The organism is Pseudomonas sp. LB3P93, assembly GCF_054898025.1.
In genome coordinates this window covers 2,830,483-2,852,681 of sequence record NZ_CM142713.1, presented here as the reverse complement: position 1 = coordinate 2,852,681, position 22,199 = coordinate 2,830,483, and the positions used below count along the sequence as shown (strand labels likewise).

General features: G+C 56.8%; 20 protein-coding genes and 3 pseudogenes. 11 read left to right on the top strand and 12 right to left on the bottom strand.

What is annotated here, in order from left to right; translation table 11 throughout:
• From ACYZT8_RS12940 to ACYZT8_RS12915, 6 genes are all read right to left on the bottom strand, one after another.
• Nucleotides 1-3,159, bottom strand: coding sequence for an efflux RND transporter permease subunit (locus tag ACYZT8_RS12940; RefSeq protein WP_461981664.1), 3,159 nt, complete (start codon nt 3,157-3,159; stop codon nt 1-3).
• Nucleotides 3,156-4,640: an efflux RND transporter periplasmic adaptor subunit gene (locus ACYZT8_RS12935; protein WP_461981662.1), complete on the bottom strand. Its 1,485-nt coding sequence runs from the start codon at nt 4,638-4,640 to the stop codon at nt 3,156-3,158. The genes ACYZT8_RS12940 and ACYZT8_RS12935 overlap by 4 nt, the downstream gene beginning before the upstream one ends.
• Nucleotides 4,637-5,893, bottom strand: a complete 1,257-nt coding sequence (locus ACYZT8_RS12930; protein WP_461981660.1) for a TolC family protein — start codon at nt 5,891-5,893, stop codon at nt 4,637-4,639. The genes ACYZT8_RS12935 and ACYZT8_RS12930 overlap by 4 nt, the downstream gene beginning before the upstream one ends.
• A gap of 99 nt (nt 5,894-5,992) precedes the next feature.
• Nucleotides 5,993-6,334: a hypothetical protein gene (locus ACYZT8_RS12925; RefSeq protein WP_461981658.1), complete on the bottom strand. Its 342-nt coding sequence runs from the start codon at nt 6,332-6,334 to the stop codon at nt 5,993-5,995.
• Between the two features lie 153 nt (nt 6,335-6,487).
• Entirely contained in the window at nt 6,488-7,636 is a 1,149-nt protein-coding gene (locus tag ACYZT8_RS12920; protein WP_461981656.1) for a nickel/cobalt efflux protein RcnA, read from the bottom strand.
• A gap of 8 nt (nt 7,637-7,644) precedes the next feature.
• Nucleotides 7,645-7,920, bottom strand: coding sequence for a metal/formaldehyde-sensitive transcriptional repressor (locus ACYZT8_RS12915; RefSeq protein WP_461981654.1), 276 nt, complete (start codon nt 7,918-7,920; stop codon nt 7,645-7,647).
• A gap of 219 nt (nt 7,921-8,139) precedes the next feature.
• On the opposite strand from ACYZT8_RS12915, the gene ACYZT8_RS12910 reads away from it, so the two are divergent.
• From ACYZT8_RS12910 to copD, 4 genes are read left to right on the top strand one after another with little or no spacing between them, the layout of a single operon-like run.
• Nucleotides 8,140-9,936 carry a copper resistance system multicopper oxidase gene (locus ACYZT8_RS12910; protein ID WP_461981652.1) on the top strand — a complete coding sequence of 599 codons (1,797 nt, stop codon included), beginning with the start codon at nt 8,140-8,142 and terminating at the stop codon, nt 9,934-9,936.
• 11 nt (nt 9,937-9,947) lie between these two features.
• The gene (locus tag ACYZT8_RS12905; protein WP_461981650.1) at nt 9,948-10,835 is read left to right on the top strand and encodes a copper resistance protein B; all 888 of its coding nucleotides are present in this window, start codon (nt 9,948-9,950) and stop codon (nt 10,833-10,835) included.
• Between the two features lie 55 nt (nt 10,836-10,890).
• A complete protein-coding gene (gene copC / locus ACYZT8_RS12900; protein WP_461981648.1) occupies nt 10,891-11,274 on the top strand; it encodes a copper homeostasis periplasmic binding protein CopC in 384 nt (127 codons plus the stop codon).
• 3 nt (nt 11,275-11,277) lie between these two features.
• A complete protein-coding gene (copD, locus tag ACYZT8_RS12895) occupies nt 11,278-12,213 on the top strand; it encodes a copper homeostasis membrane protein CopD (protein WP_461981646.1) in 936 nt (311 codons plus the stop codon).
• Between the two features lie 112 nt (nt 12,214-12,325).
• Here the strand turns inward: copD and ACYZT8_RS12890 are convergent.
• Nucleotides 12,326-12,692 (bottom strand): annotated as a pseudogene (locus ACYZT8_RS12890) (KUP/HAK/KT family potassium transporter); the annotation flags it as partial.
• A gap of 23 nt (nt 12,693-12,715) precedes the next feature.
• On the opposite strand from ACYZT8_RS12890, the pseudogene ACYZT8_RS12885 reads away from it, so the two are divergent.
• A pseudogene (locus ACYZT8_RS12885) lies at nt 12,716-12,994 on the top strand (SDR family oxidoreductase); the annotation flags it as partial.
• A 60-nt stretch (nt 12,995-13,054) separates the two neighbouring features.
• Here ACYZT8_RS12885 and ACYZT8_RS12880 read toward each other — a convergent pair.
• Together ACYZT8_RS12880 and ACYZT8_RS12875 are read right to left on the bottom strand one after the other, a co-directional pair.
• Nucleotides 13,055-13,819, bottom strand: coding sequence for a tetratricopeptide repeat protein (locus tag ACYZT8_RS12880; protein ID WP_461981644.1), 765 nt, complete (start codon nt 13,817-13,819; stop codon nt 13,055-13,057).
• 300 nt (nt 13,820-14,119) lie between these two features.
• Nucleotides 14,120-14,233 (bottom strand): annotated as a pseudogene (locus ACYZT8_RS12875) (hypothetical protein); the annotation flags it as partial.
• A 294-nt stretch (nt 14,234-14,527) separates the two neighbouring features.
• Between ACYZT8_RS12875 and ACYZT8_RS12870 the strand changes: the two are divergent.
• The 3 genes from ACYZT8_RS12870 to ACYZT8_RS12860 all read left to right on the top strand — a co-directional run bounded on the left by ACYZT8_RS12870 (nt 14,528) and on the right by ACYZT8_RS12860 (nt 16,472).
• Nucleotides 14,528-15,070 (top strand): DUF3455 domain-containing protein, encoded by a 543-nt coding sequence (locus tag ACYZT8_RS12870; RefSeq protein ID WP_461981642.1) that lies wholly within the window; start codon nt 14,528-14,530, stop codon nt 15,068-15,070.
• Between the two features lie 107 nt (nt 15,071-15,177).
• Nucleotides 15,178-15,744, top strand: a complete 567-nt coding sequence (locus ACYZT8_RS12865; protein ID WP_461981640.1) for a sigma-70 family RNA polymerase sigma factor — start codon at nt 15,178-15,180, stop codon at nt 15,742-15,744.
• Nucleotides 15,741-16,472 carry an anti-sigma factor gene (locus tag ACYZT8_RS12860; RefSeq protein WP_461981638.1) on the top strand — a complete coding sequence of 244 codons (732 nt, stop codon included), beginning with the start codon at nt 15,741-15,743 and terminating at the stop codon, nt 16,470-16,472. The genes ACYZT8_RS12865 and ACYZT8_RS12860 overlap by 4 nt, the downstream gene beginning before the upstream one ends.
• A 49-nt stretch (nt 16,473-16,521) precedes the next feature.
• Here the strand turns inward: ACYZT8_RS12860 and ACYZT8_RS12855 are convergent, their stop codons facing one another.
• From ACYZT8_RS12855 to ACYZT8_RS12845, 3 genes are all read right to left on the bottom strand, one after another.
• Nucleotides 16,522-18,423 carry a potassium transporter Kup gene (locus tag ACYZT8_RS12855; RefSeq protein ID WP_461981636.1) on the bottom strand — a complete coding sequence of 634 codons (1,902 nt, stop codon included), beginning with the start codon at nt 18,421-18,423 and terminating at the stop codon, nt 16,522-16,524.
• Nucleotides 18,424-18,834: 411 nt separating this feature from the next.
• Nucleotides 18,835-19,521, bottom strand: coding sequence for an N-acetyltransferase (locus ACYZT8_RS12850; protein WP_461981634.1), 687 nt, complete (start codon nt 19,519-19,521; stop codon nt 18,835-18,837).
• Nucleotides 19,522-20,520: 999 nt separating this feature from the next.
• Nucleotides 20,521-20,733 (bottom strand): DUF3079 domain-containing protein, encoded by a 213-nt coding sequence (locus ACYZT8_RS12845; RefSeq protein WP_461981632.1) that lies wholly within the window; start codon nt 20,731-20,733, stop codon nt 20,521-20,523.
• A gap of 160 nt (nt 20,734-20,893) precedes the next feature.
• Here ACYZT8_RS12845 and ACYZT8_RS12840 point away from each other — a divergent pair, with 160 nt between their 5' ends.
• From ACYZT8_RS12840 to ACYZT8_RS12830, 3 genes are all read left to right on the top strand, one after another.
• Entirely contained in the window at nt 20,894-21,253 is a 360-nt protein-coding gene (locus ACYZT8_RS12840; RefSeq protein ID WP_461981630.1) for a hypothetical protein, read from the top strand.
• Nucleotides 21,254-21,340: 87 nt separating this feature from the next.
• Nucleotides 21,341-21,865 (top strand): iron transporter, encoded by a 525-nt coding sequence (locus ACYZT8_RS12835; protein ID WP_461981628.1) that lies wholly within the window; start codon nt 21,341-21,343, stop codon nt 21,863-21,865.
• Entirely contained in the window at nt 21,866-22,198 is a 333-nt protein-coding gene (locus ACYZT8_RS12830; protein ID WP_461981626.1) for a cupredoxin domain-containing protein, read from the top strand.
• Nucleotide 22,199 lies beyond the last annotated feature (1 nt).

Sequence of the window (22,199 nt, the reverse complement as noted above, 5' to 3'; positions counted from 1 at the left end):
TCATACGACTTTTCCTTGAGGGGTGTTGGTTTCAACTGGGAGGTGCCGGCGACGCATCAGGCGATAGGCTGCCGGAATGACAAACAGGGATAGCAAGGGTGCCGTGATCATGCCGCCGACCATGGGTGCAGCAATGCGGCTCATGACCTCACTGCCGGTTCCGCTGCCCAAAAGGATGGGTAAGAGGCCAGCTATGATGACGGCAACGGTCATGGCCTTGGGTCGAACGCGTTGCACAGCGCCTTCACGAATCGCCGCCACCAGCCCGCGTTCAGTGCTGTCGCCGAGGTCTTCACGCTCGGCCCAGGCATTCTTCAGGTAGAGCAGCATGATCACGCCAAACTCGGCAGAAACACCGGCCAAGGCGATAAAACCGACCCCGGTGGCGACCGACAGATTGAACCCCAACAGATAGAGGAACCATGCCCCGCCCGTGAGTGCGAACGGCAGCGTGGCCATGATCAGCAAGGCCTCATCGAAGCGGGCAAATGTCAGGTAGAGCAACACGAAGATGATCAACAGCGTGGCAGGCACCACCAGTTTGAGTCGTGCGTTGGCCCGTTCCAGAAATTCGAACTGCCCTGAGTAACTCAGGCTCATACCGGGCTGCAATTTGACCTGTTCACTGACTACCCGGCGCAGATCGGCGACCACCGAGGCAATGTCCCTCCCCCGCACATCGATGTACACCCAGCCCGAAGGTCGTGCGTTCTCGCTCTTGAGCATTGGTGGACCGTCCGTGACCTTGACCTTCGCCACTGTGCCGAGGGTGATCTGGCTCCCCTGAGGGGTATAGATCGGCAATTGCTCCAGGGCACCGAGCGAGTCACGCCACTCCCGAGGGTAACGCACGTTGATCGGGAAACGTGCGAGACCTTCAATGGTCTCGCCGACGTTTTCACCGCCGATAGCGCCGGCCACGATGGACTGCACATCGGCGATATTCAGGCCGTAGCGGGCGGCGGCTTTGCGGTCGATATCCACATCGATGTAGCGCCCACCGGTCAGTCGCTCGGCCAACGACGAACTGACACCGGGGATGCCCTTGGCCACTCGCTCGACAGCCTGGGTGACAGCATCAATTTCCGTAAGGTTGGTGCCGGCAACTTTCACGCCGATGGGACTCTTGATCCCCGTGGCCAGCATGTCGATACGGTTTCGAATCGGTGGTATCCAGATGTTGGTCAGCCCTGGGACTCGTACCACTCGATCCAGTTCTTCCACCAATTTTTCCTGAGTCATGCCTAGGCGCCATTGTTCATGCGGTTTGAACTGAATCGTGGTCTCGAACATTTCCAGCGGTGCCGGGTCGGTTGCGGTTTCGGCACGCCCCGCTTTGCCGAAAACGTGTTCGACTTCAGGCACCGTTTTAATTAGACGGTCAGTCTGTTGCAGCAACTGCGCCGCTTTCTGCGCCGATAATCCCGGCAGCGCCGAAGGCATATAGAGCAGATCGCCCTCGTCCAGCGGCGGAAGAAACTCTCCCCCCAAGCGCGACATTGGCCATAGCGCACTGACAAAAACCAATAGCGCCACGAGCAGGGTGACTTTGGGACGACGCAGCGCGGCATCCAGGGCAGGCTGATAGATCCGAATCAACCACCGGTTCAACGGGTTCTGTTGTTCACTGGGGATTCGCCCCCGAATCCAATAGCCCATCAGCACTGGCACCAGGGTCACTGACAATCCCGCCGCTGCGGCCATGACATAGGTTTTGGTGAAAGCCAACGGGCCGAACAAACGCCCCTCTTGCGCTTCCAGGGTGAACACCGGAATGAAAGACAGGGTGATGATCAACAAACAGAAGAACAGCGCAGGACCGACCTCTGCCGCTGCTTCGGTCATCACATGCCAATGACGCTCACCCTTCAGTTCCTCCCCAGGATTGGCCACGTGCCAGGCCTCAACCTTCTTGTGGGCGTTCTCGATCATCACCACGGCGGCATCGACCATGGCGCCGATAGCGATGGCAATTCCACCCAAGGACATGATGTTGGCGTTGATCCCTTGGTAACGCATGACGATGAAGGCAATCAACACACCAACCGGCAGGGAGATGATCGCTACCAGCGATGAGCGCAAGTGCCAGAGAAAGATCCCGCAGACCAATGCTACGACAATGAACTCTTCGATGAGCTTGTGGCTGAGGTTTTCCACGGCGCGGTCGATCAGCTTGCTGCGGTCGTAGGTGGTGACGATTTCCACCCCGGCTGGCAGACTGCTTTTCAGTTCGTCCAGTTTCGTTTTCACCGCCTCAATGGTCTCGCGAGCATTCTTGCCGCTGCGCAAAATCACCACACCGCCGACAGTCTCGCCTTCGCCGTCGAGTTCAGTAATGCCACGCCGCATTTCCGGTCCCAACTGGATCGTGGCGACATCGCCGAGGGTCACCGGCACACCGCCCGAACCCAGCTTGAGCGGGATCGCCCGAAAGTCATTGAGCGTCTTCAGATAGCCGGAAGCCCGCACGATGAACTCGGTCTCTGCCATCTCCAGCACGGCGCCACCCGTTTCCTGATTGGCCTTGCCGATCGCTTCGGTCACCTCGGCCTGCGTGATACCGAGGCTGGCCAGTTTGAGCGGATCGAGCTGCACCTGGTACTGCTTGACCATCCCACCCACCGTAGCAACCTCGGCAACGTTCGGCAGGGTCTTGAGTTCGAACTTGAGAAACCAATCCTGAAGTGCGCGAAGCTGTGCCAAATCGTGTCCGCCACTGCGATCCACCAGTGCGTACTGATAGATCCAACCCACCCCCGTTGCATCCGGTCCCAACGCCGGCTTGGCGCTGGCCGGCAACCGACTTTGTATTTGGCTCAGATACTCCAACACCCGTGAGCGAGCCCAGTACAAGTCAGTGCCGTCTTCGAACAGCACGTAAACGAAGCTGTCCCCGAAGAAGGAATAGCCACGCACCGTCTTGGCTCCCGGCACCGAGAGCATGGTGGTGGCCAACGGATAGGTCACCTGGTTCTCGACAATCTGCGGCGCTTGTCCCGGAAAAGGGGTGCGGATGATCACCTGAACATCCGAGAGATCTGGCAGTGCATCGATAGGCGTGCTCCGCACCGACCAAATGCCCCAAGCCGTGACAAACAGCGTCGCCAGTAGCACCAGGAATCGGTTGGCCACTGACCAACGAATCAGGGCAGCGATCATGGTTGGCTCCCCGATTTGTCCAGACGCTCAACACGCAAACCATCATCGGTCTGACTCACCGCGATCCGAACCTTGTCACCCGCTTTCAGACCCTGCATCAGAGTCGGATTGGCGAGTGGGAACGTCATCGTCATACCAGGCATGCCCAGCGTCTTGAAGGGACCATGGGCAAGTGTGACTTCCTTATCGTTGATAGCAACGATCTGCCCATCCGCTTGATGAAGGCTGGAGGCTGCTACTCGGGGTGGTGACTCTTCCTCTGAGCGGGCAACAATTCCCTTGAGACTGGCCTCCGAGTCGAGCAAGAACTGGCCAGAAGCAACCACCTTCTGGCCTTCTTCCAGACCTTTCAATATCGCCGTCTTGCCATCGCTTTCCTGCCCGAGTTGCACTTCAACAGGGCGGTAGCGGCCTGCGTCTTCGGCGAGCATCACCAGGGCACGTCGGCCCGTGCGAATGACAACTTCGCTCGGCACCCACAACACACTTTGTCCGTTCGAGCGATTCAGGTGTACCTGCGCCGTCAAACCCGGCCTGAGGCGCCCGTCCGGATTGGGTAGTTCCACCCGCACACGAAGGGTGCGGCTGTCCGGATTGGTCTCGGGCAAAATCGCGCTGACTTTGCCACTGAGCGTTGTCCCCGGGAAGGCTGGCAGACGCGCTTCGACCGCTTGTCCCACGGTGATTGATCCGGCATCCGATTCTGGAACGGCCACGGCCAGCCAGACACTGCTCAAGCCATTGACGCGCGCCAGAGTATCGCCAGTCGCCACGGTCATGCCCGCACGCACGTTCAACTCTTGCAGCACACCACCAATGGGGCTGGTGAGCGTCAGGTAGGGCTGAACCTTACCGCCACGCTCTACCTGAGTGATCAGTGCTGCCGGCATCCCTGTGAGCCGCAGACGCTGACGGGCCGCAGCCAACAGGTCAGCATCTCCATTGCGTTTGAGGGCAAGAAACTCTGTCTGGGCGGCAGCCCACTCGGGCACCAGGATATACGCCAATGGCGAGTTAGCGTTGAGCACATCACCGGGAGCATGGGCATAGACCCGCTCCACAAAGCCGGTAGTGCGTGCCTGGATCACTGCGACATCACGTTCGTTGAACGCCAAGACACCTGTCACGTCGAGGCTGGAGTCAAAGACCCCACGGCTGACTGTCGCAACACGCAGGCCGAGATTCTGGGTCAGACTTGGATCGATACTGACGGTCGCCCGATCCCCTGCTCCGCTGGCGTACTGAGGGACCAGTTGCATGTCCATGAAGGGGGACTTACCCGGCTTATCGAACTTTTGCTGCGGGTACATGGGGTCGTACCAATACAGAGCCTTGCGTTCGTCCGGTGAATTGAGGCTCTGTTCCGGGGCGGTACCTGGTACTCCGCTCATGCGCTGGTGAGCGAACCAGTAGCCACCGGCAACACCCAATGCCAGCGAGATGCCTACCAGCAATGACCCGGTCCATTTTTTACCGATCATTGGCTGAACTCCCCATAAGCAAAATACAGACGCGCACTGGTCAGCGCTCGCTGCTCTTCCACGTCGATCTGTTTGAGCCGGGCCTCGATGAGTTCACGTCGGGCGGCAACAACGGCGTTTAAATCGCCTTTGCCGGACCGGTAACTGGCCATGCTGAGGTCGACCTTTTCCTTGGCCAGCGGCAACAGGCTGTCCTGGTTTCGACGCACGGCGCGATTCAGGCGCTCATAGTCAGCCAGTTCGTTCTCCAATTGCTGGGTATGCTCACGTGACAGCGCTTCGCGCTCGGCCTCAAGCTGACTGAGTTCAGCCTGTTTGGCTGCAATTTTGGGGTTTTGGCGGGAGTCAGGAAACAGCGGCAGGTCCCAGGAAAATTGCACGCTGACCATATCGCCAAACTCCCGGCCTCGGCGCTGGTAATCCAGTTCCCAGCTCCAGTCCGACTGTTTCTCCGACACGGCTTCATGAACCTTGGCTTGCGCCTCTCGGGTCATCGGCGCAAACGCTGCCAACTCAGGGTGGTGTTGCAGTTTATGGGAGTAGCTGGAGGCATCGACGGGCCATTCTGGCAAGCTACCCACAGGCTTGTTGTTGGCGGCTGAGCCAATCCAGCGTTTGAGGGCTGCTCGGGCCTGTGCTCTCTGGAGAGTCAGATCGTCCTGTTGCTCCGCCAGTTGAGCCGCTTCCTGCTTGGGTGTCACCGCATCAGCGGGTTGAGCGCGGCCACCGGCAATCTGGGCCCGGACGATATCGCTCAGCAGGCGGTTTTCTTTGTAGAAGTCCTGGAACAGCGCATCTTTGCGCTCAATCGAGTAGCTACTGATCCAGGCCAACGCCGTGGACTGGCGTACCTTCAGACGTTCGACTCGACGCTCCGCAGCAGCGCGATCAACGGCCGCATCGGCGATCTCAATCCGTGCTTTGCGCTTGTCGCTGTTGGGCATCTCTTGCCTGACCCCGACCATTTGCATGGTCATGAAGTCCTGGTCAATGCTCCAGCGATCCGGACCGCCGATGGGGTAGTTCTGCACACCCAGCAGCAGCTTGGGGTCAGGTAGTTCACCGGCTGGAATAGCTGCGCTGCTGGCAGCCTGAATTTTGGCATCTTGTGCGGTCAGCGAGGGTGCATTGTTTTCGGCCAGCCGCAACGCTTCATCGAGTGTCAATGCGGCAGCGAAGCTCGGCAATGCCAGTACGCTTGCCGCCAGACCGGCCACCAGGGACCAGCCTGTGCAATAGCACTTGGAGTTCATGTTTACGATTCCTGTGATCATCCACTGCACGCGTCAAAAGACATGCGCGCAGCTAGTCCATCCCGCTAACGCGGAATGAGGCTCAATGTGGGACAGGAATCAAACGCGAGGCGGTCGCCATACCCCGGACGGGGTCTGTACGGGTAGGGAATCGATGAACAAGGAAAGCACTACAGGGCTGAACACGGTGACAGGAGGCTTGAAGATCGAGACTTGCAGCATGCCGCCTGTCTTGCATTCCTGACCAGGCTTGCAAGGTTTGCCGTGTTCGGAGGGGCTTTCCATATCGTTGCAGCAGTCCATGCCCATGTCGTCCATCATCGCCATGCCCATCGTTTTCATTGGGCAAGGTTCTGTCGGTGCCTGAACGCTCGCCATCCCGCTGAGGGGAAGCGCCAGGCTGATCAAGAAGATGATGCAAAACCGCAGATAGCGTTTCATGGGTTGGAGTGTAGTCGCTGAAAATGGCTCTTACAATTGGACGCGCGGCATAAACAATCTGCCAAAAGGCCTGACTCAGGCGATATCACCGGACCTGAATTAAGCCAGCATTACCGGCACAAAGTTGAAACAACCAACGAGTCTGATTCCAGACTAGGCAGCACTCAAGCCAATCCAGCCGTGAATCCCCACGTAAAGTCCGACACCGATGATCAGCACGCTGGACAGATAAGGTGCGCGACGCGCAACTGCGCCAAGCCAAGGCCAGCGATTGGACGCTTGTTTAGCGCCAATGGCCGCTGCCGCACCGACGGACACCAATGTAAGCGCCAAACCAAGGCTGAAACACAGGACCAGCACGCCTCCCAAGGCGACTTCCTTGACCTGAAGGCAGAGCAGCAGAACGGTGATAGCCGCAGGGCAAGGAATCAGCCCCCCAGTCAAACCGAACATAATGATCTGGCCAGTGGTGACCTCACGATTGGTGAAGCGCTTGCGGATATCGTTGGCATGGGCACGCTCATGCGCATCCTGATAACCGTCAATCGACAGTTCCAGACCTTCAAGCTCGGAGTGCTCGTGACTGTGTCCGTGCTCCTGATAATCCAAATCGTAATCATGGGAATGGCCCGCATGCCCAAGACTCAAACGAGCACTAAAGTCATGAGGCTCAGGAATATCGGCGGTCGATTCCAGGAAACCTTCGCGCTCGACGAACGAGAACGCTTGAATGCTTCCATTTGAGCGGGTAGTCGTCAGTCGAACCTCTGCCGCTGACCAGGCATGCCCACTCAACGCCTTCATGCGCCAGCGTGGGGGCATTCCCTTTTCGAAGATCGACAGTTCGATCCGCCCGTGGCCCGTATCAATGCGCTGAGTCTCATCGTGATGCCCATGGTCATGGTCATGGTCATGGTCGCCGTGGTGGTGATCACCTTGCTCGAACTTGAACATTTGTTCGCCGTGCCAGGTACGCCACAACATCCACACCGCAATCAGAATGATCAGCGCGGAGGACGCGAGCTGGAAGTACGGTTCAGTAGTTTGAGCATCCAGTCCTTTGCCCAGATACATGCCACCGATGGCAATCAACCACACCACTGCCGTGTGCGAGAGCGTTGCGGCCAAGCCCAGCAGCACCGCTTGTTTCACCGATCCACGAATGGCGACGATGAATGCTGCCATCATGGTTTTTGAATGGCCAGGCTCAAGCCCGTGCAACGCACCTAGCAGTATCGCGCTCGGGAAATAGAGCCACGCGTGGGTGCCGCCCTGTTGAAGCAATTCTGCAAAATTTGGCATGACAGGGTCTACTTCGAGTAACGGCGGATGGCTTCGAGCAACTCTTCGACGCCTTTGGCGCGCTCTTCATCGCTCAATTCAGGGTTCGCGACGTGAGCGTGCGCGTGTGCTTCTATAATTTCATCCATCAAACCGTTCATTGCCCCGCGTGTGGCCGCGACAAGATGCAGCGTTTTGGCACAGTCAGCGTCCGACTCCAGCGCTCGCTCTATAGCCTGAACCTGACCGGCGATACGCCGAACACGCTTCAACAGATCGTCTTTTTGCCCATGAACATGCGACATACCATACCCCCCTACCCTATATCGATGCGCATGTTTACTCAGAAACCAGAAATGCGCAAGCCAGCATTTGAGTGGGTCACAGCCAGAGCTGCAGGTGAAGCTGACAAAACTGTAATCTTTGGCTCAGCCTTCTGAAAGGTTGCGCCCATTACGATCTTCATCGAACTTGGCAGCATCTCCTGTTTGCTATGTCATCTGACTGACTGGGAACAAAGCGTCATGCGACCTGAAACATCAAGACGAACCTTTGTGAAGGGACTCGCCGCCGCCGGGATTCTCGGCGGCCTCGGGCTATGGCGCACACCTGTCTGGGCGATCACCAGCCCCGGCGAGCAGAATGTCCTGGCCGGTAACGATTTCGACCTGTTCATCGGCGAAACCCCAGTCAACATCACCGGCCACTCGCGCACCGCGATGACCATCAATGGCGGCATTCCCGGCCCACTGCTGCGCTGGCGCGAAGGCGACACGGTCACGTTGCGGGTGAGGAACAAACTCAACACTGACACCTCCATTCACTGGCACGGCATTCTGCTGCCGGCCAACATGGACGGCGTGCCGGGCCTGAGCTTTCATGGCATTGAACCGGGCGGGATATATGTCTATCAATTCAAGGTTCGGCAGAACGGCACCTACTGGTATCACAGTCATTCGGGGCTTCAGGAACAGTCCGGCGTTTACGGTCCATTGGTGATCGATGCCAAGGAGCCGGAGCCGTTCCAGTACGACCGAGATTACGTGGTGATGCTGACCGACTGGACCGACGAAGACGCGGTCGGCCTGATGAAGACGTTGAAAAAACAGTCGGATTACTACAACTACAACAAGCGCACCGTGGGCGAATTCATCCACGACGTCAGTGAAAAAGGTTGGGGCTCCACGGTCGCAGATCGAAAGATGTGGGCTGAAATGAAGATGAATCCCACGGACCTGGCCGACGTCAGCGGCGCGACTTACACCTACTTGATGAACGGCCAGTCGCCTGACATGAACTGGACGGGGGTATTCCGGCCTGGCGAGAAACTGCGCCTGCGCTTTATCAACGGCTCCGCCATGACCTACTTCGACGTACGCATTCCCGGTCTGAAAATGACGGTAGTCGCTGCGGACGGTCTGCACGTCAAACCGGTGAGCGTCGACGAGTTTCGCATCGCGGTGGCGGAGACATTCGATGTGATCGTCGAGCCGACCCAGGACGCCTACACCTTGTTCGCCCAGTCGATGGATCGCACTGGCTATGCCCGTGGCACGCTGGCGGTGAAGACGGGTGTGTCCGCGCCGATACCACCACTGGACCCGAGGCCGCTGGTGACCATGGATGACATGGGTATGGGCGGTATGGATCACGGCGGTATGGGCACAGACATGCCGGGCATGGATCACAGCCAGATGACGGGTATGGACCACAGCTCGATGCAAGGCATGGACAGCATGTCCGGCATGGATCACAGCGGTATGGCTGGTATGGCTGGTATGGCTGGTATGGGCGAAATGCAGTCCCACCCCGCGACGGAAAGCAACAATCCGCTGGTGGATATGCAAGCCATGACCACTTCACCCAAGCTTGATGACCCTGGCCTCGGCCTGCGTGACAACGGTCGTCGCGTCCTGACCTATTCCGACTTGCGCAGCACCTTCGCAGACCCGGACGGCCGTGAGCCCAGCCGTACTATCGAACTCCACCTCACCGGCCACATGGAAAAATTTGCCTGGTCGTTCAACGGCGTGAAGTTTTCCGACGCCGAACCTGTGCGCCTCAAATACGGCGAGCGGGTTCGGGTGGTGCTGGTCAACGACACGATGATGACCCATCCGATCCATCTGCACGGCATGTGGAGCGATCTCGAAGACGAGAACGGCCAGTTCATGGTACGCAAACACACCATCGACATGCCGCCAGGCTCACGGCGCAGTTATCGGGTGACCGCCGACGCGCTCGGCCGCTGGGCCTATCACTGCCACCTCCTGTACCACATGGAAATGGGCATGTTCCGTGAAGTTCGGGTGGAAGAATGAGGCGCCTACCCATGATCAGGATCATTGCGATTTCTTTGGCGCTCGTGACCGCGAGCCTGACACTTTCTTCGGCAATGGCGGCCACGGGCGACATGCAGAACATGGATCATAGCCAGATGCAGGGCATGGACCACAGCCAGATGCAAAACATGGACGATGGCCAGATGCAGCCTGCCGCGCCTACCGAAAGCCGCACGCCGATCCCGGCGTTGACCGATGCCGACCGCGCCGCTGTGTTTGTCAGCCCGGGTGGGCATAACGTGCACGACTCCACGCTCAACACGTACTTTCTCGCAGACAAACTAGAATGGCAGGACGCCGATGACGGCAGCGCCCTGGCCTGGGATATCTCAGGCTGGATCGGCGGCGATATCGACCGCCTATGGCTGCGCTCCGAAGGCGAACGTACCAACGGCAAGACTGAAGATGCGGAAGTCCAGGCACTGTGGGGTCACGCCATCTCCCCGTGGTGGGACGTGGTGACCGGCGTTCGGCAGGATTTCAAACCCGGCGCCCCGCAAACCTGGGCGGCGTTCGGCGTGCAAGGCATGGCGCTGTACAACTTCGAAGCCGAAGCCACGGCGTTCATCGGTGAAGGTGGCCAAACCGCCGCGCGACTGGAAGGCGACTACGACATCCTGCTGACCAACCGACTCATTTTGCAGCCAACCGCCGAACTTAATTTTTACAGCAAAAACGACCCGCAACGAGGCATCGGTTCTGGCCTGTCTAACACTGAAGCGGGCCTGCGCCTGCGTTATGAAATCCGCCGGGAGTTTGCGCCTTACATCGGCGTGACCTGGAACCGCACCTACGGCAAAACAGCCGATTATGCCGAGGACGACGGCGAGGATCGCAGTGAAGCACGTCTCGTCCTTGGTGTTCGGCTGTGGTTCTAGAACGCGTCAACTTAATAATCAAAAATATACCGCTTTAAGCGGTGAGAGGCCTTGTATGCAATTGATCAAAACCGCCGCTGTTGCCATCGCACTTTCTGGTGGACTGCTTATGAGCACATTCGCTCAAGCGCACCCGAAATTGCTCTCCTCTACCCCGGAGGAAGGCGCGGTCGGCGCGGCCCCCGGCAAGATCGAACTGCACTTTTCCGAAAACCTCATGACCCAGTTCTCTGGCGCGAAACTGGTCATGACCGAAATGCCCGGCATGGCCCACTCCCCGATGCCCATGAAGGCCAAAGTCTCTGGCGGCAGCGACCCGAAAACCATGGTTATCACGCCACTCTCTCCTTTGCCCACTGGTAGCTATAAAGTCGAATGGCGCGCGGTGTCATCGGACACTCACCCGATCACCGGCAACGTTACGTTCAAAGTGAAGTAATTGATGAGCGATTGGGCCAGCATTGCCCTGCGCTTCGGCTTGTACATGGATTTGATGCTGCTCTTTGGCGTGGCGCTTTTCGGGTTGTACAGCCTTGAAGGACGAGAGCGAGTGTCGGGTGCCGTGTTGCCGTTTCGGTCTATCGTGGCGGGTACGACGGCGCTCGGTGTACTGGTGTCTGTCGCCAGCATGGTGATGATGGCGAGCGCCATGAGCGGGGAGTCGGACTTCGCTGAGCTGCGTCCGCATGTTGAGATGATGGTATTTGAGACGGACGTAGGGCTGGCCTGGGTCGTGCGAATCATCGCGTTAGTTGTTGGCGGTTTAGCGGTGATGCTCAACCAACGTGCGCCTGGCTTTAGCTTGGTGGTCGCAGCTATTGCTGGCGGGATCGCCCTCGCCAGCCTGGCCTGGAGCGGTCATGGGGCGATGGATGAAGGCAGTCGTCGTTATTGGCATTTTGCGATGGACATACTGCACCTGCTGGCGGCAGGCGCCTGGCTGGGTGCATTAGTCGCTTTTGCCAGGATGGCAATGCTCGACACGCTGCAAACCGAAGAGAGCATCAGTTTGCTGGCCCGGGCCGTCACCCGATTCGAATCGGTGGGCGCTTTGATCGTAGTCGTCATCACGGGCACAGGCGTCGTGAACTACCTGTTCATCGTGGGCCCAAAACTCGATGCTGTGCTTCTAACCACCTACGGGACTTTGCTGATAATCAAAGTGGTGTTGTTTGCCGGGATGCTGGTGCTGGCCGCACTGAACCGATTTCACCTTGGCCCGCTTTTGGAACGGTCGTTGCGGGAGGGCAAATATCGAGTGGCGGCTAATGCGTTAAGACGCAGCGTGTTGGTCGAGTTATCGACAGCGGTTTTGATTGTGGGGCTAGTGGCTTGGCTGGGAACGTTAAGTCCTGATATGGAGATAGCCTCAAAATAGTGTTGCCTATGAGCAGGAGAATGACCTCCTGCTCGATTAATGCCTGCCTCAACAGAGAATTTCGTGCTGTCAGATTTTTTGTGTGCGGGCCGCTTTACGGCTTAGTTTGCCTTCACATCTCTACTTGTGTTCCCAGCTCAATCACTCTATTCAACGGTAACTTGAAGTATTTCCAGTTGTTGTTGGCATTTTTCAGCAGGAACGCGAACAGGCTTTCGCGTCAGCGCCTCATACAAATGCGCTTGGTGGGATCACTGTCTCCCGGCTGAGGAAATAAGTCGTGCGCATCGGACTGAAATCCAGTTCCGTCAGGTGACAAAGCTTAGCGCCATGGGTATGTCGGGCTCCTCCATGAAACCAAAGTGCAGACGGATCCGGAAAAACCCTTCGCAATACGCTTCAACCTCAAACCGGCGTTCAGCAGTCACCCGAGGGCTGTCCTCGGACACTACCGTCAGCAGCACCCCCTGCTCGTGTAGGCGAACGGAAGAGGAAACCGATCATGTTGAACGTCAAAGACAAAGTCATCGCAATCACCGGCGCAAGCAGCGTTATCGGTGAGGCTACCGCGCGGCTGCTGGCTAGCCACGGCACGAAAGTGGTGCTCGGTGCTCGTCGTACCGACCGACTTGAAATGATTGCTGGCGATATCAACGCCTCCTGCGGCAAGGCGCAATTCCGTGCTCTAGGCGTCACAGACCGAAAGGATGTCCAAGACTTCATCGTCTTCGCCGTTACTCGGTTCGATCGGGTCGATGTGCTGGTGAACAACGCTGGAGTGTCCGGAATGGCGGCAACTGTAGTTCGGACCGCTATCGGACAGAAGTGGATGTTCAGAAACTCAACCGTGCACCAAGTAGGCCCCTGACGGAACCCGTTTTCGCAGTTTCTTGCATTTGCCGGGTGCGGGCTGATGCCCCGGCGGGCGATCAGGAAACCAGATTCGGCATTTACCTGGAGGCGGCAAATGGCCGCGGGGAATCTCTACCTCATCGTACGCAGGCCCTGGCTCGACGGAAGCCATTTGCAATTTTCCTTCGGGCCGAGGCCTGCCAACCGTCGGTGAATCCAATACCTGGTCTGCCGTTGCACGAGCGAAGTTGCCAGCGTCGCGCCCAGTGTCCTGAGTGGATTGTTCAGCAACGCCCATTTCTGCTTCGCTGAGCCTTTGGGTCTCCACTTCCAGCCTCTTCTGAACTGCGACCTGGTCCGCTTTGGCGCTGGGCGGGATACCCGAAGACTGGGCCTGCTGCGCCACCTGGATCAATTGGAAGTTGCGATTGCGTAACTCGACGTTGCGACCAACCCGCATATTCGAGCGCGCCGCCAAGGTTTCAGCCTGCTGATACTGCCCCTGCTGAAGACGCAACACACCGAGGTAATGCAGCGTCGCGGGATTGTTCGGCTGGATATGCAGGGCTCGCTCCAGCGTGGCAGCGGCTTGTTCCAACTGACCATTTCCATACTGCCGCGAGGCGGTTTCGATTAGGGTGGTTGATGCGCTGTTGCTTTGCGCTGCCGCTCTTCGCTCAGCAGCAACCGAACAAAGAGACGCGACGGCGCAGAACACCAGGATGAGGCCCGGCAGAAAACTCTTGGTTGGCATCAGGGGGGGGAACTCGACTGATCTCGGATGGCTCTGCCGTAAAAAAGATCACAGCGCTGATCGGCATTCCCAATACGGGGCACCAATTGACCTGGCCAGCACCCTGAAGTTCCCGCTGCAACGGCCACCTCAACCAGCATCTTTTTTTACCACCCCATCATCTAAGCGTGAAGTCAGAGTGGGGAACCCCTCGGTCAAGGGGACGATATGAATGTCTGCAAAGGGGCCAGGCTGTGTGAAAACGCGCTAAATACGTCGAAAACTGAGAGTCGTGAGGATTACCTGTGGAATAAGCGGGCGGTTGCGGTCGCGATTATTGACGGCTTTGAATTTGCTGCCGTCGATGGCGATGATCGATTGAGAGAAGAGATTGAGGTAGCCGTAGATATAGATCTTCAGCAACACCGCTGGGTGTGCGTCCGAGCCTCACCCTCAATGAATCGCTTCATGATCGCCCCCACTACGATCTCGACGATCAGAAGGTTAGACAATAACTGGCGTTTTCACACAGCCTGGGTCGATAGCTGCCCTTAACCACGGGCCTGTTGGCCATAAGCTGACACTCACATAGTCAAGCGATCAAGCAATGACGCGACAACCCTTCCTGTACTGATATTTTTTCAATCAGCTGCATCCAGTTCGTCCTCCAGCGGGTAGTACAGGCAGTAGCCATAGCTGCTGAACTGATCACCTTTCTGGAGAGATTGCATGAACGCTAAACGATTCCTGGGCATTGTCAGTACTACGCTTGCTGCCACTTGCTTGTTGGTCACAGTGCCAGCTGCGTATGCGCAAACAGGTCTGCCCGACAGCATCAAGGTTCCGGACGGTCATAAGGTCGCGCTGGAGACCGTGGGCGTGGGCGAAATCACGTATGAGTGTCGCGACAAGGCTAACTCTGCCGGCCAGACTGAATGGACTTTCGTCGGCCCCAAAGCGGTACTAAATGATCGCAGCGGCAAACAGGTCGGCACCTACTTTGGACCACCTGCCACCTGGCAAGCCAAAGACGGCTCTAAAATTACCGGGACGCAACTGGCGGTTGCGCCCTCAGGTACGGGTGACCTCCCTTATCAGTTGGTCAAAGCCAACCCTGCGGAAGGCAAAGGCGCGATGAGCAATGTCAGTTATATCCAGCGGGTGGCCGTTAAAGGTGGCGTAGCGCCAACAATCGAATGCTCCGCCGCAAACAAAGGCAAACGTGAGGTAGTGAAATATCAGGCTGACTATATTTTTTGGGCAGCCAATTAAGCCAACGATCCAGGACAGGTTGTTAGCGCACAAAGTCGTCTACTCTGCTCCGATGGAACCCCAGCCTTAGGGCTGGGGTAATTACTACCTGCTGGCGGCTGAAAACCTTGTCCCTACCTGAGCCCTGTTTTGACTACGAAGCCTGCCTGGCTGCTTGTGCCCGAGGCGAGCAGCAGGCATTGCAAGACTTGTATGAGCAGGAAAGTGCTCGTCTTTTGGGAGTTGCCAAGCGAATTGCTCGCAGTAACGCCTTGGCCGAAGACATCGTGCACGATGTCTTTATCAAAATATGGACCCGTGCCGCCAGCTTCGATCCGGCACGAGGCTCTGCCCGTGGCTGGATCTTCAGCGTGACGCGGCATTTAGCGCTCAACTTCATGCGTGATAACGCCCGGGAAGTACAGGTCAGCGAGCAAAGCGAAATGGCATTGCTATCTATAGCATCCATGGAGGCATCGTTAGAAAGTGTGGACGCCTTCGATTTTCGAGCCCGTTCAGGACGTATATATGTGTGCCTTGAACAACTGGAGCCGGCGCGTCGCAATTGCATACTCCATGCGTATGTAGACGGCTATTCGCATTCAGAAATATCGCAGAAACTGGGCGCACCGCTAGGAACCGTCAAAGCCTGGATCAAACGCAGTCTGGTGGCATTGCGGGAGTGCATGGGATGACCATAAGCCCAGAGGATGACAGCCACGACAACATTGACGAACTGGCGAGTGAGTATGTGTTAGGCACGTTGCCGGCCGAGCAACGCATCGAGATACAAAAGCGTATCGCTCAGGAAGCGGATTTGCGAGCTGCTGTAGATGCGTGGGAACAGCGTTTGCTTGCGTTGACCGAGCTGGCTGAACCGCACCCCCCTACTCCACTTCTCTGGCGGCGAATCGAGCGCAGCTTGAACAGCAATGACCGGCGAGCACCACGAGTGACGGCCGCTGTGAAGCCTATCTCGTGGTGGAACCTTCTTCCGCTATGGCGCGGGCTCGCGGGGGCAGGACTTTTCGCAACGCTGTTGCTTGGAACAGTTGTTCTGACACGAACAGCTCCGCTGAATCCGACCACCTACCTGGTCGTTCTGGTGGCTCCGCAGAACCAGGCACCCGGCTGGGTCATTCAGGCGAGCAACCCAAAGGAAATCCAACTGATTCCTTTAGGGGTAGCGCAAGTCCCAACCGACAAAGCACTTGAGTTCTGGACCAAAGCGGACGGCTGGCAAGGACCGGTGTCCCTTGGATTGGTCAAACCTGGGCAAACGCTTTCTGTTCCTTTGGATAAATTACCGCCGCTGGAATCCAACCAGCTCTTTGAATTGACTCTGGAGAACCCCAATGGGTCGCCGACGGGCAAACCCACAGGACCGATTCAGTTCATTGGCCGGGCGGTTAAAGTGATCTGACCTCGGGCGTCTTAGAGAAAAAGGCCGCAAAGGCGGCCTTGTTTGTCCGTCACATCTCTACCTGAGTTCCCAGCTCAATCACTCTATTCAGTGGCAGTTTGAAATACTTCAAGTTGCTGTTGGCGTTCTTCAGCAAAAACGCGAAAAGACTCTCCCGCCAGCGTGCCATCCCAATGCGCTTGGTGGGGATCACCGTCTCCCGGCTGAGGAAATAGGTCGTGCGCATCGGGCTGAAGTCCAGCTCAGTCAAGTGACACAAACTTAGCGCCAAGGGGACGTCGGGCTCCTCCATAAAACCAAAGTGCAGACTGACCCGGAAAAACCCTTCGCCATAAGCTTCAACCTCAAACCGCTTGTCAGCACTAACGCGAGGACTGTCTTCAGACACCACGGTGAGCAACACGATTTGCTCATGCAAGACCTGGTTATGCAGCAAGTTGTGCAGCAACGCATGTGGTACAGCGTCGGCTCTGGCCGTCAGAAACACTGCGGTACCTTGCACACGATGGGGTGGCAGTGAACGGATACTACTGATGAACAGCGGCAAAGGCAGCGCGGTTTCATCCAGTCGTTCAACAATGATTTTCCTGCCCCGCTTCCAGGTGGTCATCAAGATGAACAGGCCAATGCCGGCGATCACAGGGAACGCACCGCCTTGGAAAATCTTCGGCGCATTGGCGGCGAAATACAGGCCGTCGACCAGCAGAAACCCAAGCAGCATCGGGATGGCCAGCCAGCGCGGTGTTTTCCAGAGGAGCAGGACTACAGCCGAAGAAAGAATGGTGGTGATCAACATGGTGCCCGTGACAGCAACCCCATAGGCAGCAGCCAAGGCACTGGACGACTCGAAACCGATCACCAGCAGCACGACACCGACCATCAATGCCCAGTTAACCGTACCGATGTAAATCTGCCCTTGTTCCTGGCTCGAGGTATGCTGGATAAACATGCGCGGGACGTACCCTAGCTGGATCGCCTGGCGTGTCAGGGAGAAAGCACCAGAGATCACGGCTTGAGAAGCAATGATCGTGGCGAGAGTAGAGAGCGCGACCATCGGCAGCAATGCCCAGCTCGGGGCGAGCAGGTAAAACGGATTGCGCACAGCCTCCGGGTTCTCCAGGATCAAGGCACCCTGACCAAAATAATTGAGTACCAGTCCTGGCAACACCAGAATGAACCACGCACGAGAAATGGGTTTGCGGCCAAAGTGGCCCATGTCGGCATACAGTGCTTCAGCGCCGGTCAACGCCAACACGACAGCACCCAAAATCGCCACGCCCATGCCCGGATGAACCACGAAAAACTGCACTGCCCAAGCAGGGTTGAGCGCTTGCAGCACCTCGGGGCGCTGCAAAATCCCGTAGATCCCGAGCGCGCCTAACACCACAAACCACAGCACCATGACCGGGCCGAACAGAATCCCAATGCGAGCAGTGCCGTGTTTCTGTATCAGGAACAGCGCCACCAGCACGATCACGGACAGGGGCACCACCCAGTGCTCGATCCCGTCAAACGCCAACTGTAACCCCTCAACCGCAGAGAGCACCGAAATTGCTGGCGTGATCATGCTGTCCCCGTAAAAAAGTGCGGCGCCGAACAGGCCGAGCAACACCAGTACTTTGCTCATGTGCGGATAAGGGGTGGCTGCGCGGCGGGCCAAAGCCGTCAATGCCATGATGCCGCCCTCACCCTGGTTATTGGCACGCAGGATGAACAGCACGTATTTGATCGAGACGACCCAGATCAGCGACCAAAAGATCAACGACAGAATACCCAGCACGCCGTCGTGATTCACCTGGACGCCGTAGTGGCCGGAAAATACTTCTTTCAGCGTGTACAGGGGGCTGGTGCCGATGTCCCCGTAAACCACCCCGACAGCAGCGACGAGCAAGCCCACTCCTGAGGTTTTGGATGGGGAGTCTTCGTTTGCAACGGTCGCTGTCTCACTCAAGGGGCGAATCTCTCAATTAGCGGGAAGTAACTGCACGCCATCCTTGGGCAATACATTTTTCCAGGGCCATAGGAAAAGCGAGGCGCATGGACGATCTAAAAAATCGCGCCCAGTATCGTTGCGGTCAAAAACACCGACCGTAAAGAAAGCGTAAAAACTTTACGGCGATTACGACCTATTTTTTCGAACACTTAAGCTTCAGATCGGTTTCGGTTGTATTTTCAGCGTGCGGGGGCTTGACGCAATGACAGTATCGAGCGGAAGGAATACTCGTTTACCGGGAACTTCAGAGTCGTCGAGAAAAGGTCTAATGCGCCACCTGGGTGTTTATTCCTACAAAGAACAGACAACCGGTGGCGGCATCGACAATGAGGTATTCATGTGAAAGTATTCTGTCTTAGCTTTTGCCTCTCACGCTGGCGCAGCCACAACAGGACGCCCGGGTTCGCGCAGTAAATCGAGTCGCGAGCCGCTGTAGCGGGTTTCGCGGAAGAACCGCCAGTGCCCGAATAAGCCATAGACATGCATGACCCGACCTTGCTCGTGATATCCCATACGGATGTGCAATTTGAGTGCCGGGATATTGTGCGTCTCGCAGACGTCAACCACTTTGTTACAGCCTTGCGCCTGCATAGCCTGCCACAGACTGATTTGGGCATCGACTGAAAGGGCGGTACCGAAAAATGGTCGCGTCATCTCCCCACCGAACTCAAAGAACTCGCCGTCCTTGACCGGGAACCAGCAGCCGTAATAGTGGCGATCATGGTAGTTGCGTTTGCTGCCCCATATGAACGCCACGGCATCGCCCGAGTCGTCCAGGTACATATGTCCGGTATGCCCTTCGGCAGCCAGTTCGCGCATGGTTTCAACACGATCGCCAAAATGTTTGGTGAACGCATCAGCGTTTTGTGTATCGATGTTGACCAGGCGCACTCCCGAATAGGGTCTGAGCTTATGTGACTGCACCGGGGTGACTAAGTCACGCTCCATCCACAGTAGCTCCCAATGGAAAAACACATAGCGCTCCCACAGTGTTTTGACGGTGCGACGTAGGCCTTTTTGTTTGATCCGCTTTTGTAACTTCTGCCATGCACTCATGATGCCTCCTGGTGGAGTTAGCTGCGCTGTTATAAACGTCAATGATGATTGAAGGCGCGATGGACAAGCTGCAACAGCCCATATGGGAGGGAGGTCGACAGCTAATGGACTAAAGCCAATGCCATTTTGTGATTACGCTTGAGCAAGGTCCAACCGCTTGAGCTGGGTATAGATCAGCGCAGCAGGCGCACATCAAAAAGTTACCAACAGTTTTGTAACAAACTATTCTGGATTCGCTGCAAAGAGCCAAGGCGACCTTGAATTGCTAGCCTTGGCGATGCACTGATGAATTAAGCGAGCGACGTCACGTTAGATTCTCAGGCAAGGCAGATATCGCGCACGGCTGAAAGTATCTACGCCATGCCCCAATTCGAGAGAAATACTCCCATAAATGGGCCCTATTACCCATCTTCGATATCAATTTTCCCCACTCGTACGTTGACCACAGAATTAAGCTGCGCCGTGCGCAAACGCTCACTCGGTTTAGACAGTGCACTCAAGCCTGGACATAAACGCTGCTGAATTGTTGGCATGGAGAATGCTGAGCGTTTGTTTACCTAGCTCAGTAATGAGAATTTTAGCCGTTGAAGTGGTTAGTTGTGCTCTTAGGTCAGGCGTATGCAAGCAACTGCTACATCAACAATAACCTGAAGGCGAAATTCGCCACTCATAGTGTCAGTCACAATTGAGGAGCCACCTTCATGCGCTATGAGCCCGTAATCCTTACGTTGCTACTCATTCTGTTTATTTTGGCGATGGGGGTCGCCGGGAGTCTTATCAGTTTGTTCAGCGGATAAGAGTAAGTGAACAGACACGTTAAATTTGAGTCTTTCTTGATGTCCGTTATGGATCGTTACCTGTCACGACTGACCGGGGTTGGCTCCAAATCCCTTTCAGATGGGACCGCTTTCGACCAAGCGTAGTCTCTCGTTGTAGCGACGAAATTCAGGGCGATCATAAACACACTCAACAAGTAAAAAACCGAAGTCTGGACTTGCGCTAATTAGCGTCATCCACTGCCTTGTCCGTAACAATGACGGCCTCGATACCCCAGTCGCCGGGCACGTTCCAATCTTCTCCAAACAGCTCGGCCGGATGCATCGTACGCTCGGAGCCATTGCCGCAAGCCAACGACTTGGCCGGGCAATACTGGTCGCATCCCCAACAGATCCGCTCGGGATGCTTGGGGTTGTCGGGGAAGTTCTTGGCCATGCCGGTCTCCGATCATTGAGAGGCGTTTCTCCAACCTACAACGTCTGTGCAAAGCCAGCCTTGATGGATATCAAGGTATCGACATCGAGCGACTGCCCTCCCCCCATCGTCATCCTGGGGCTAAGCTATTAACGGCTGAACAGACTCGGAGACGTCGCTCATGATCAATAAGAATCCACACCCAAACGCAGAGACATCCGACCATCCACCGCTGTCGACATGGGACGATCAAGACGCCGCCACATCCATCGATAGCGATGCGTTTATCGCCCCACCCGTGTTGACCAACACCGAACTGGTTCATTTGCGTGTTCGCGTGATTGCCCTGGAAAACCTGGTCATCGCGCTGTTGGCGGAAGGCTCGGAACGTCAGCTTGCCGTTGCCCGGGAAATGGCCGACTACATTTCCCCCAGAGCCGGTTTTACCCAGCATCCCTTGACCGTTCATGCGGCAGCGCAGATGAATCACAGCGTCGAACGCGCCCAGCGATTTCGCCAGCGCGACGATCTGTCGGACTAATTACTCAAAACTTGATAACAATCATTATTGTTCGCAGCAAAGCTTCCTAGACTCGGGTTCCTACTCGTCAGTGCCCAGGAAGACATCATGCGTACCCACCTCTCTCTCGCCCTGCTCCTGCTCGTACCGCTGGCTCAAGCAAAGGAATACCCGATCGGGGAACCCCAGCTATGCCCGGGACTTGAGGTCGGGGCCGTGTATCTGCAACCGATCGAGATGGCGCCAGCGGGCATGATGCGGGCCACTGCCGATTCCGATGTTCACCTGGAAGCCGACATTCGAGCCACCGCAGACAATCGACAGGGATTCCAGGAAGGCAGTTTCGTGCCTTACCTTAATGTCTCGTTCAACTTGAGCAAAGCCGGCAACCCCGACGAGATCAAGGGCGACTTCCATGCGATGGTCGCCAACGACGGTCCGCACTATGGCGACAACGTGAAGCTGCTGGGGCCGGGCAAATATCGACTGACCTTCACCGTCCTGCCACCCGGCGGTCACGGCTCCCTCGGGCGCCATACCGATAAGGAAACCGGCGTGGCGCCCTGGTTCGAACGCTGCGAATTGCACTACGAATTCATCTATGCCGGGATTGGTAAAAAAGGCGGCTATTGAATGAAGCGCCTGCCTCTTGCCTGGCTGATGGTGGCCGGAGCAATTGCGCCGTTGACGGCCCATGCGCAGTTGCCGACCTACGAACTGATCCTGAACGATGGCCATTTCACCCCGGCCTTGCTGGAGGTCCCGGCCGGGCAGCGCTTCAAGATCGTCCTGAAAAACAGCGGTCAGGGGCCGGCCGAATTCGAGAGCACACCGTTGCGGGTTGAAAAAGTATTGTCGCCGGGCGTGACCACCTTTGTTGTCATTCATCCGCTCAAACCCGGCCACTACCCCTTTTTCGACGAGTTCAATCCGCAATTGCCCGAGGGCGGCATCCTCGCGAAATAAC

What these genes read in the sequence shown, in the direction of transcription:
- ACYZT8_RS12940 (WP_461981664.1), bottom strand. Translation starts at nt 3,159, where the DNA reads ATGATCGCTGCCCTGATTCGTTGGTCAGTGGCCAACCGATTCCTGGTG.
- ACYZT8_RS12935 (WP_461981662.1), bottom strand. Translation starts at nt 4,640, where the DNA reads ATGATCGGTAAAAAATGGACCGGGTCATTGCTGGTAGGCATCTCGCTG.
- ACYZT8_RS12930 (WP_461981660.1), bottom strand. Translation starts at nt 5,893, where the DNA reads ATGAACTCCAAGTGCTATTGCACAGGCTGGTCCCTGGTGGCCGGTCTG.
- ACYZT8_RS12925 (WP_461981658.1), bottom strand. Translation starts at nt 6,334, where the DNA reads ATGAAACGCTATCTGCGGTTTTGCATCATCTTCTTGATCAGCCTGGCG.
- ACYZT8_RS12920 (WP_461981656.1), bottom strand. Translation starts at nt 7,636, where the DNA reads ATGCCAAATTTTGCAGAATTGCTTCAACAGGGCGGCACCCACGCGTGG.
- ACYZT8_RS12915 (WP_461981654.1), bottom strand. Translation starts at nt 7,920, where the DNA reads ATGTCGCATGTTCATGGGCAAAAAGACGATCTGTTGAAGCGTGTTCGG.
- ACYZT8_RS12910 (WP_461981652.1), top strand. Translation starts at nt 8,140, where the DNA reads ATGCGACCTGAAACATCAAGACGAACCTTTGTGAAGGGACTCGCCGCC.
- ACYZT8_RS12905 (WP_461981650.1), top strand. Translation starts at nt 9,948, where the DNA reads ATGATCAGGATCATTGCGATTTCTTTGGCGCTCGTGACCGCGAGCCTG.
- copC (WP_461981648.1), top strand. Translation starts at nt 10,891, where the DNA reads ATGCAATTGATCAAAACCGCCGCTGTTGCCATCGCACTTTCTGGTGGA.
- copD (WP_461981646.1), top strand. Translation starts at nt 11,278, where the DNA reads ATGAGCGATTGGGCCAGCATTGCCCTGCGCTTCGGCTTGTACATGGAT.
- ACYZT8_RS12880 (WP_461981644.1), bottom strand. Translation starts at nt 13,819, where the DNA reads ATGCCAACCAAGAGTTTTCTGCCGGGCCTCATCCTGGTGTTCTGCGCC.
- ACYZT8_RS12870 (WP_461981642.1), top strand. Translation starts at nt 14,528, where the DNA reads ATGAACGCTAAACGATTCCTGGGCATTGTCAGTACTACGCTTGCTGCC.
- ACYZT8_RS12860 (WP_461981638.1), top strand. Translation starts at nt 15,741, where the DNA reads ATGACCATAAGCCCAGAGGATGACAGCCACGACAACATTGACGAACTG.
- ACYZT8_RS12850 (WP_461981634.1), bottom strand. Translation starts at nt 19,521, where the DNA reads ATGAGTGCATGGCAGAAGTTACAAAAGCGGATCAAACAAAAAGGCCTA.
- ACYZT8_RS12845 (WP_461981632.1), bottom strand. Translation starts at nt 20,733, where the DNA reads ATGGCCAAGAACTTCCCCGACAACCCCAAGCATCCCGAGCGGATCTGT.
- ACYZT8_RS12840 (WP_461981630.1), top strand. Translation starts at nt 20,894, where the DNA reads ATGATCAATAAGAATCCACACCCAAACGCAGAGACATCCGACCATCCA.
- ACYZT8_RS12835 (WP_461981628.1), top strand. Translation starts at nt 21,341, where the DNA reads ATGCGTACCCACCTCTCTCTCGCCCTGCTCCTGCTCGTACCGCTGGCT.
- ACYZT8_RS12830 (WP_461981626.1), top strand. Translation starts at nt 21,866, where the DNA reads ATGAAGCGCCTGCCTCTTGCCTGGCTGATGGTGGCCGGAGCAATTGCG.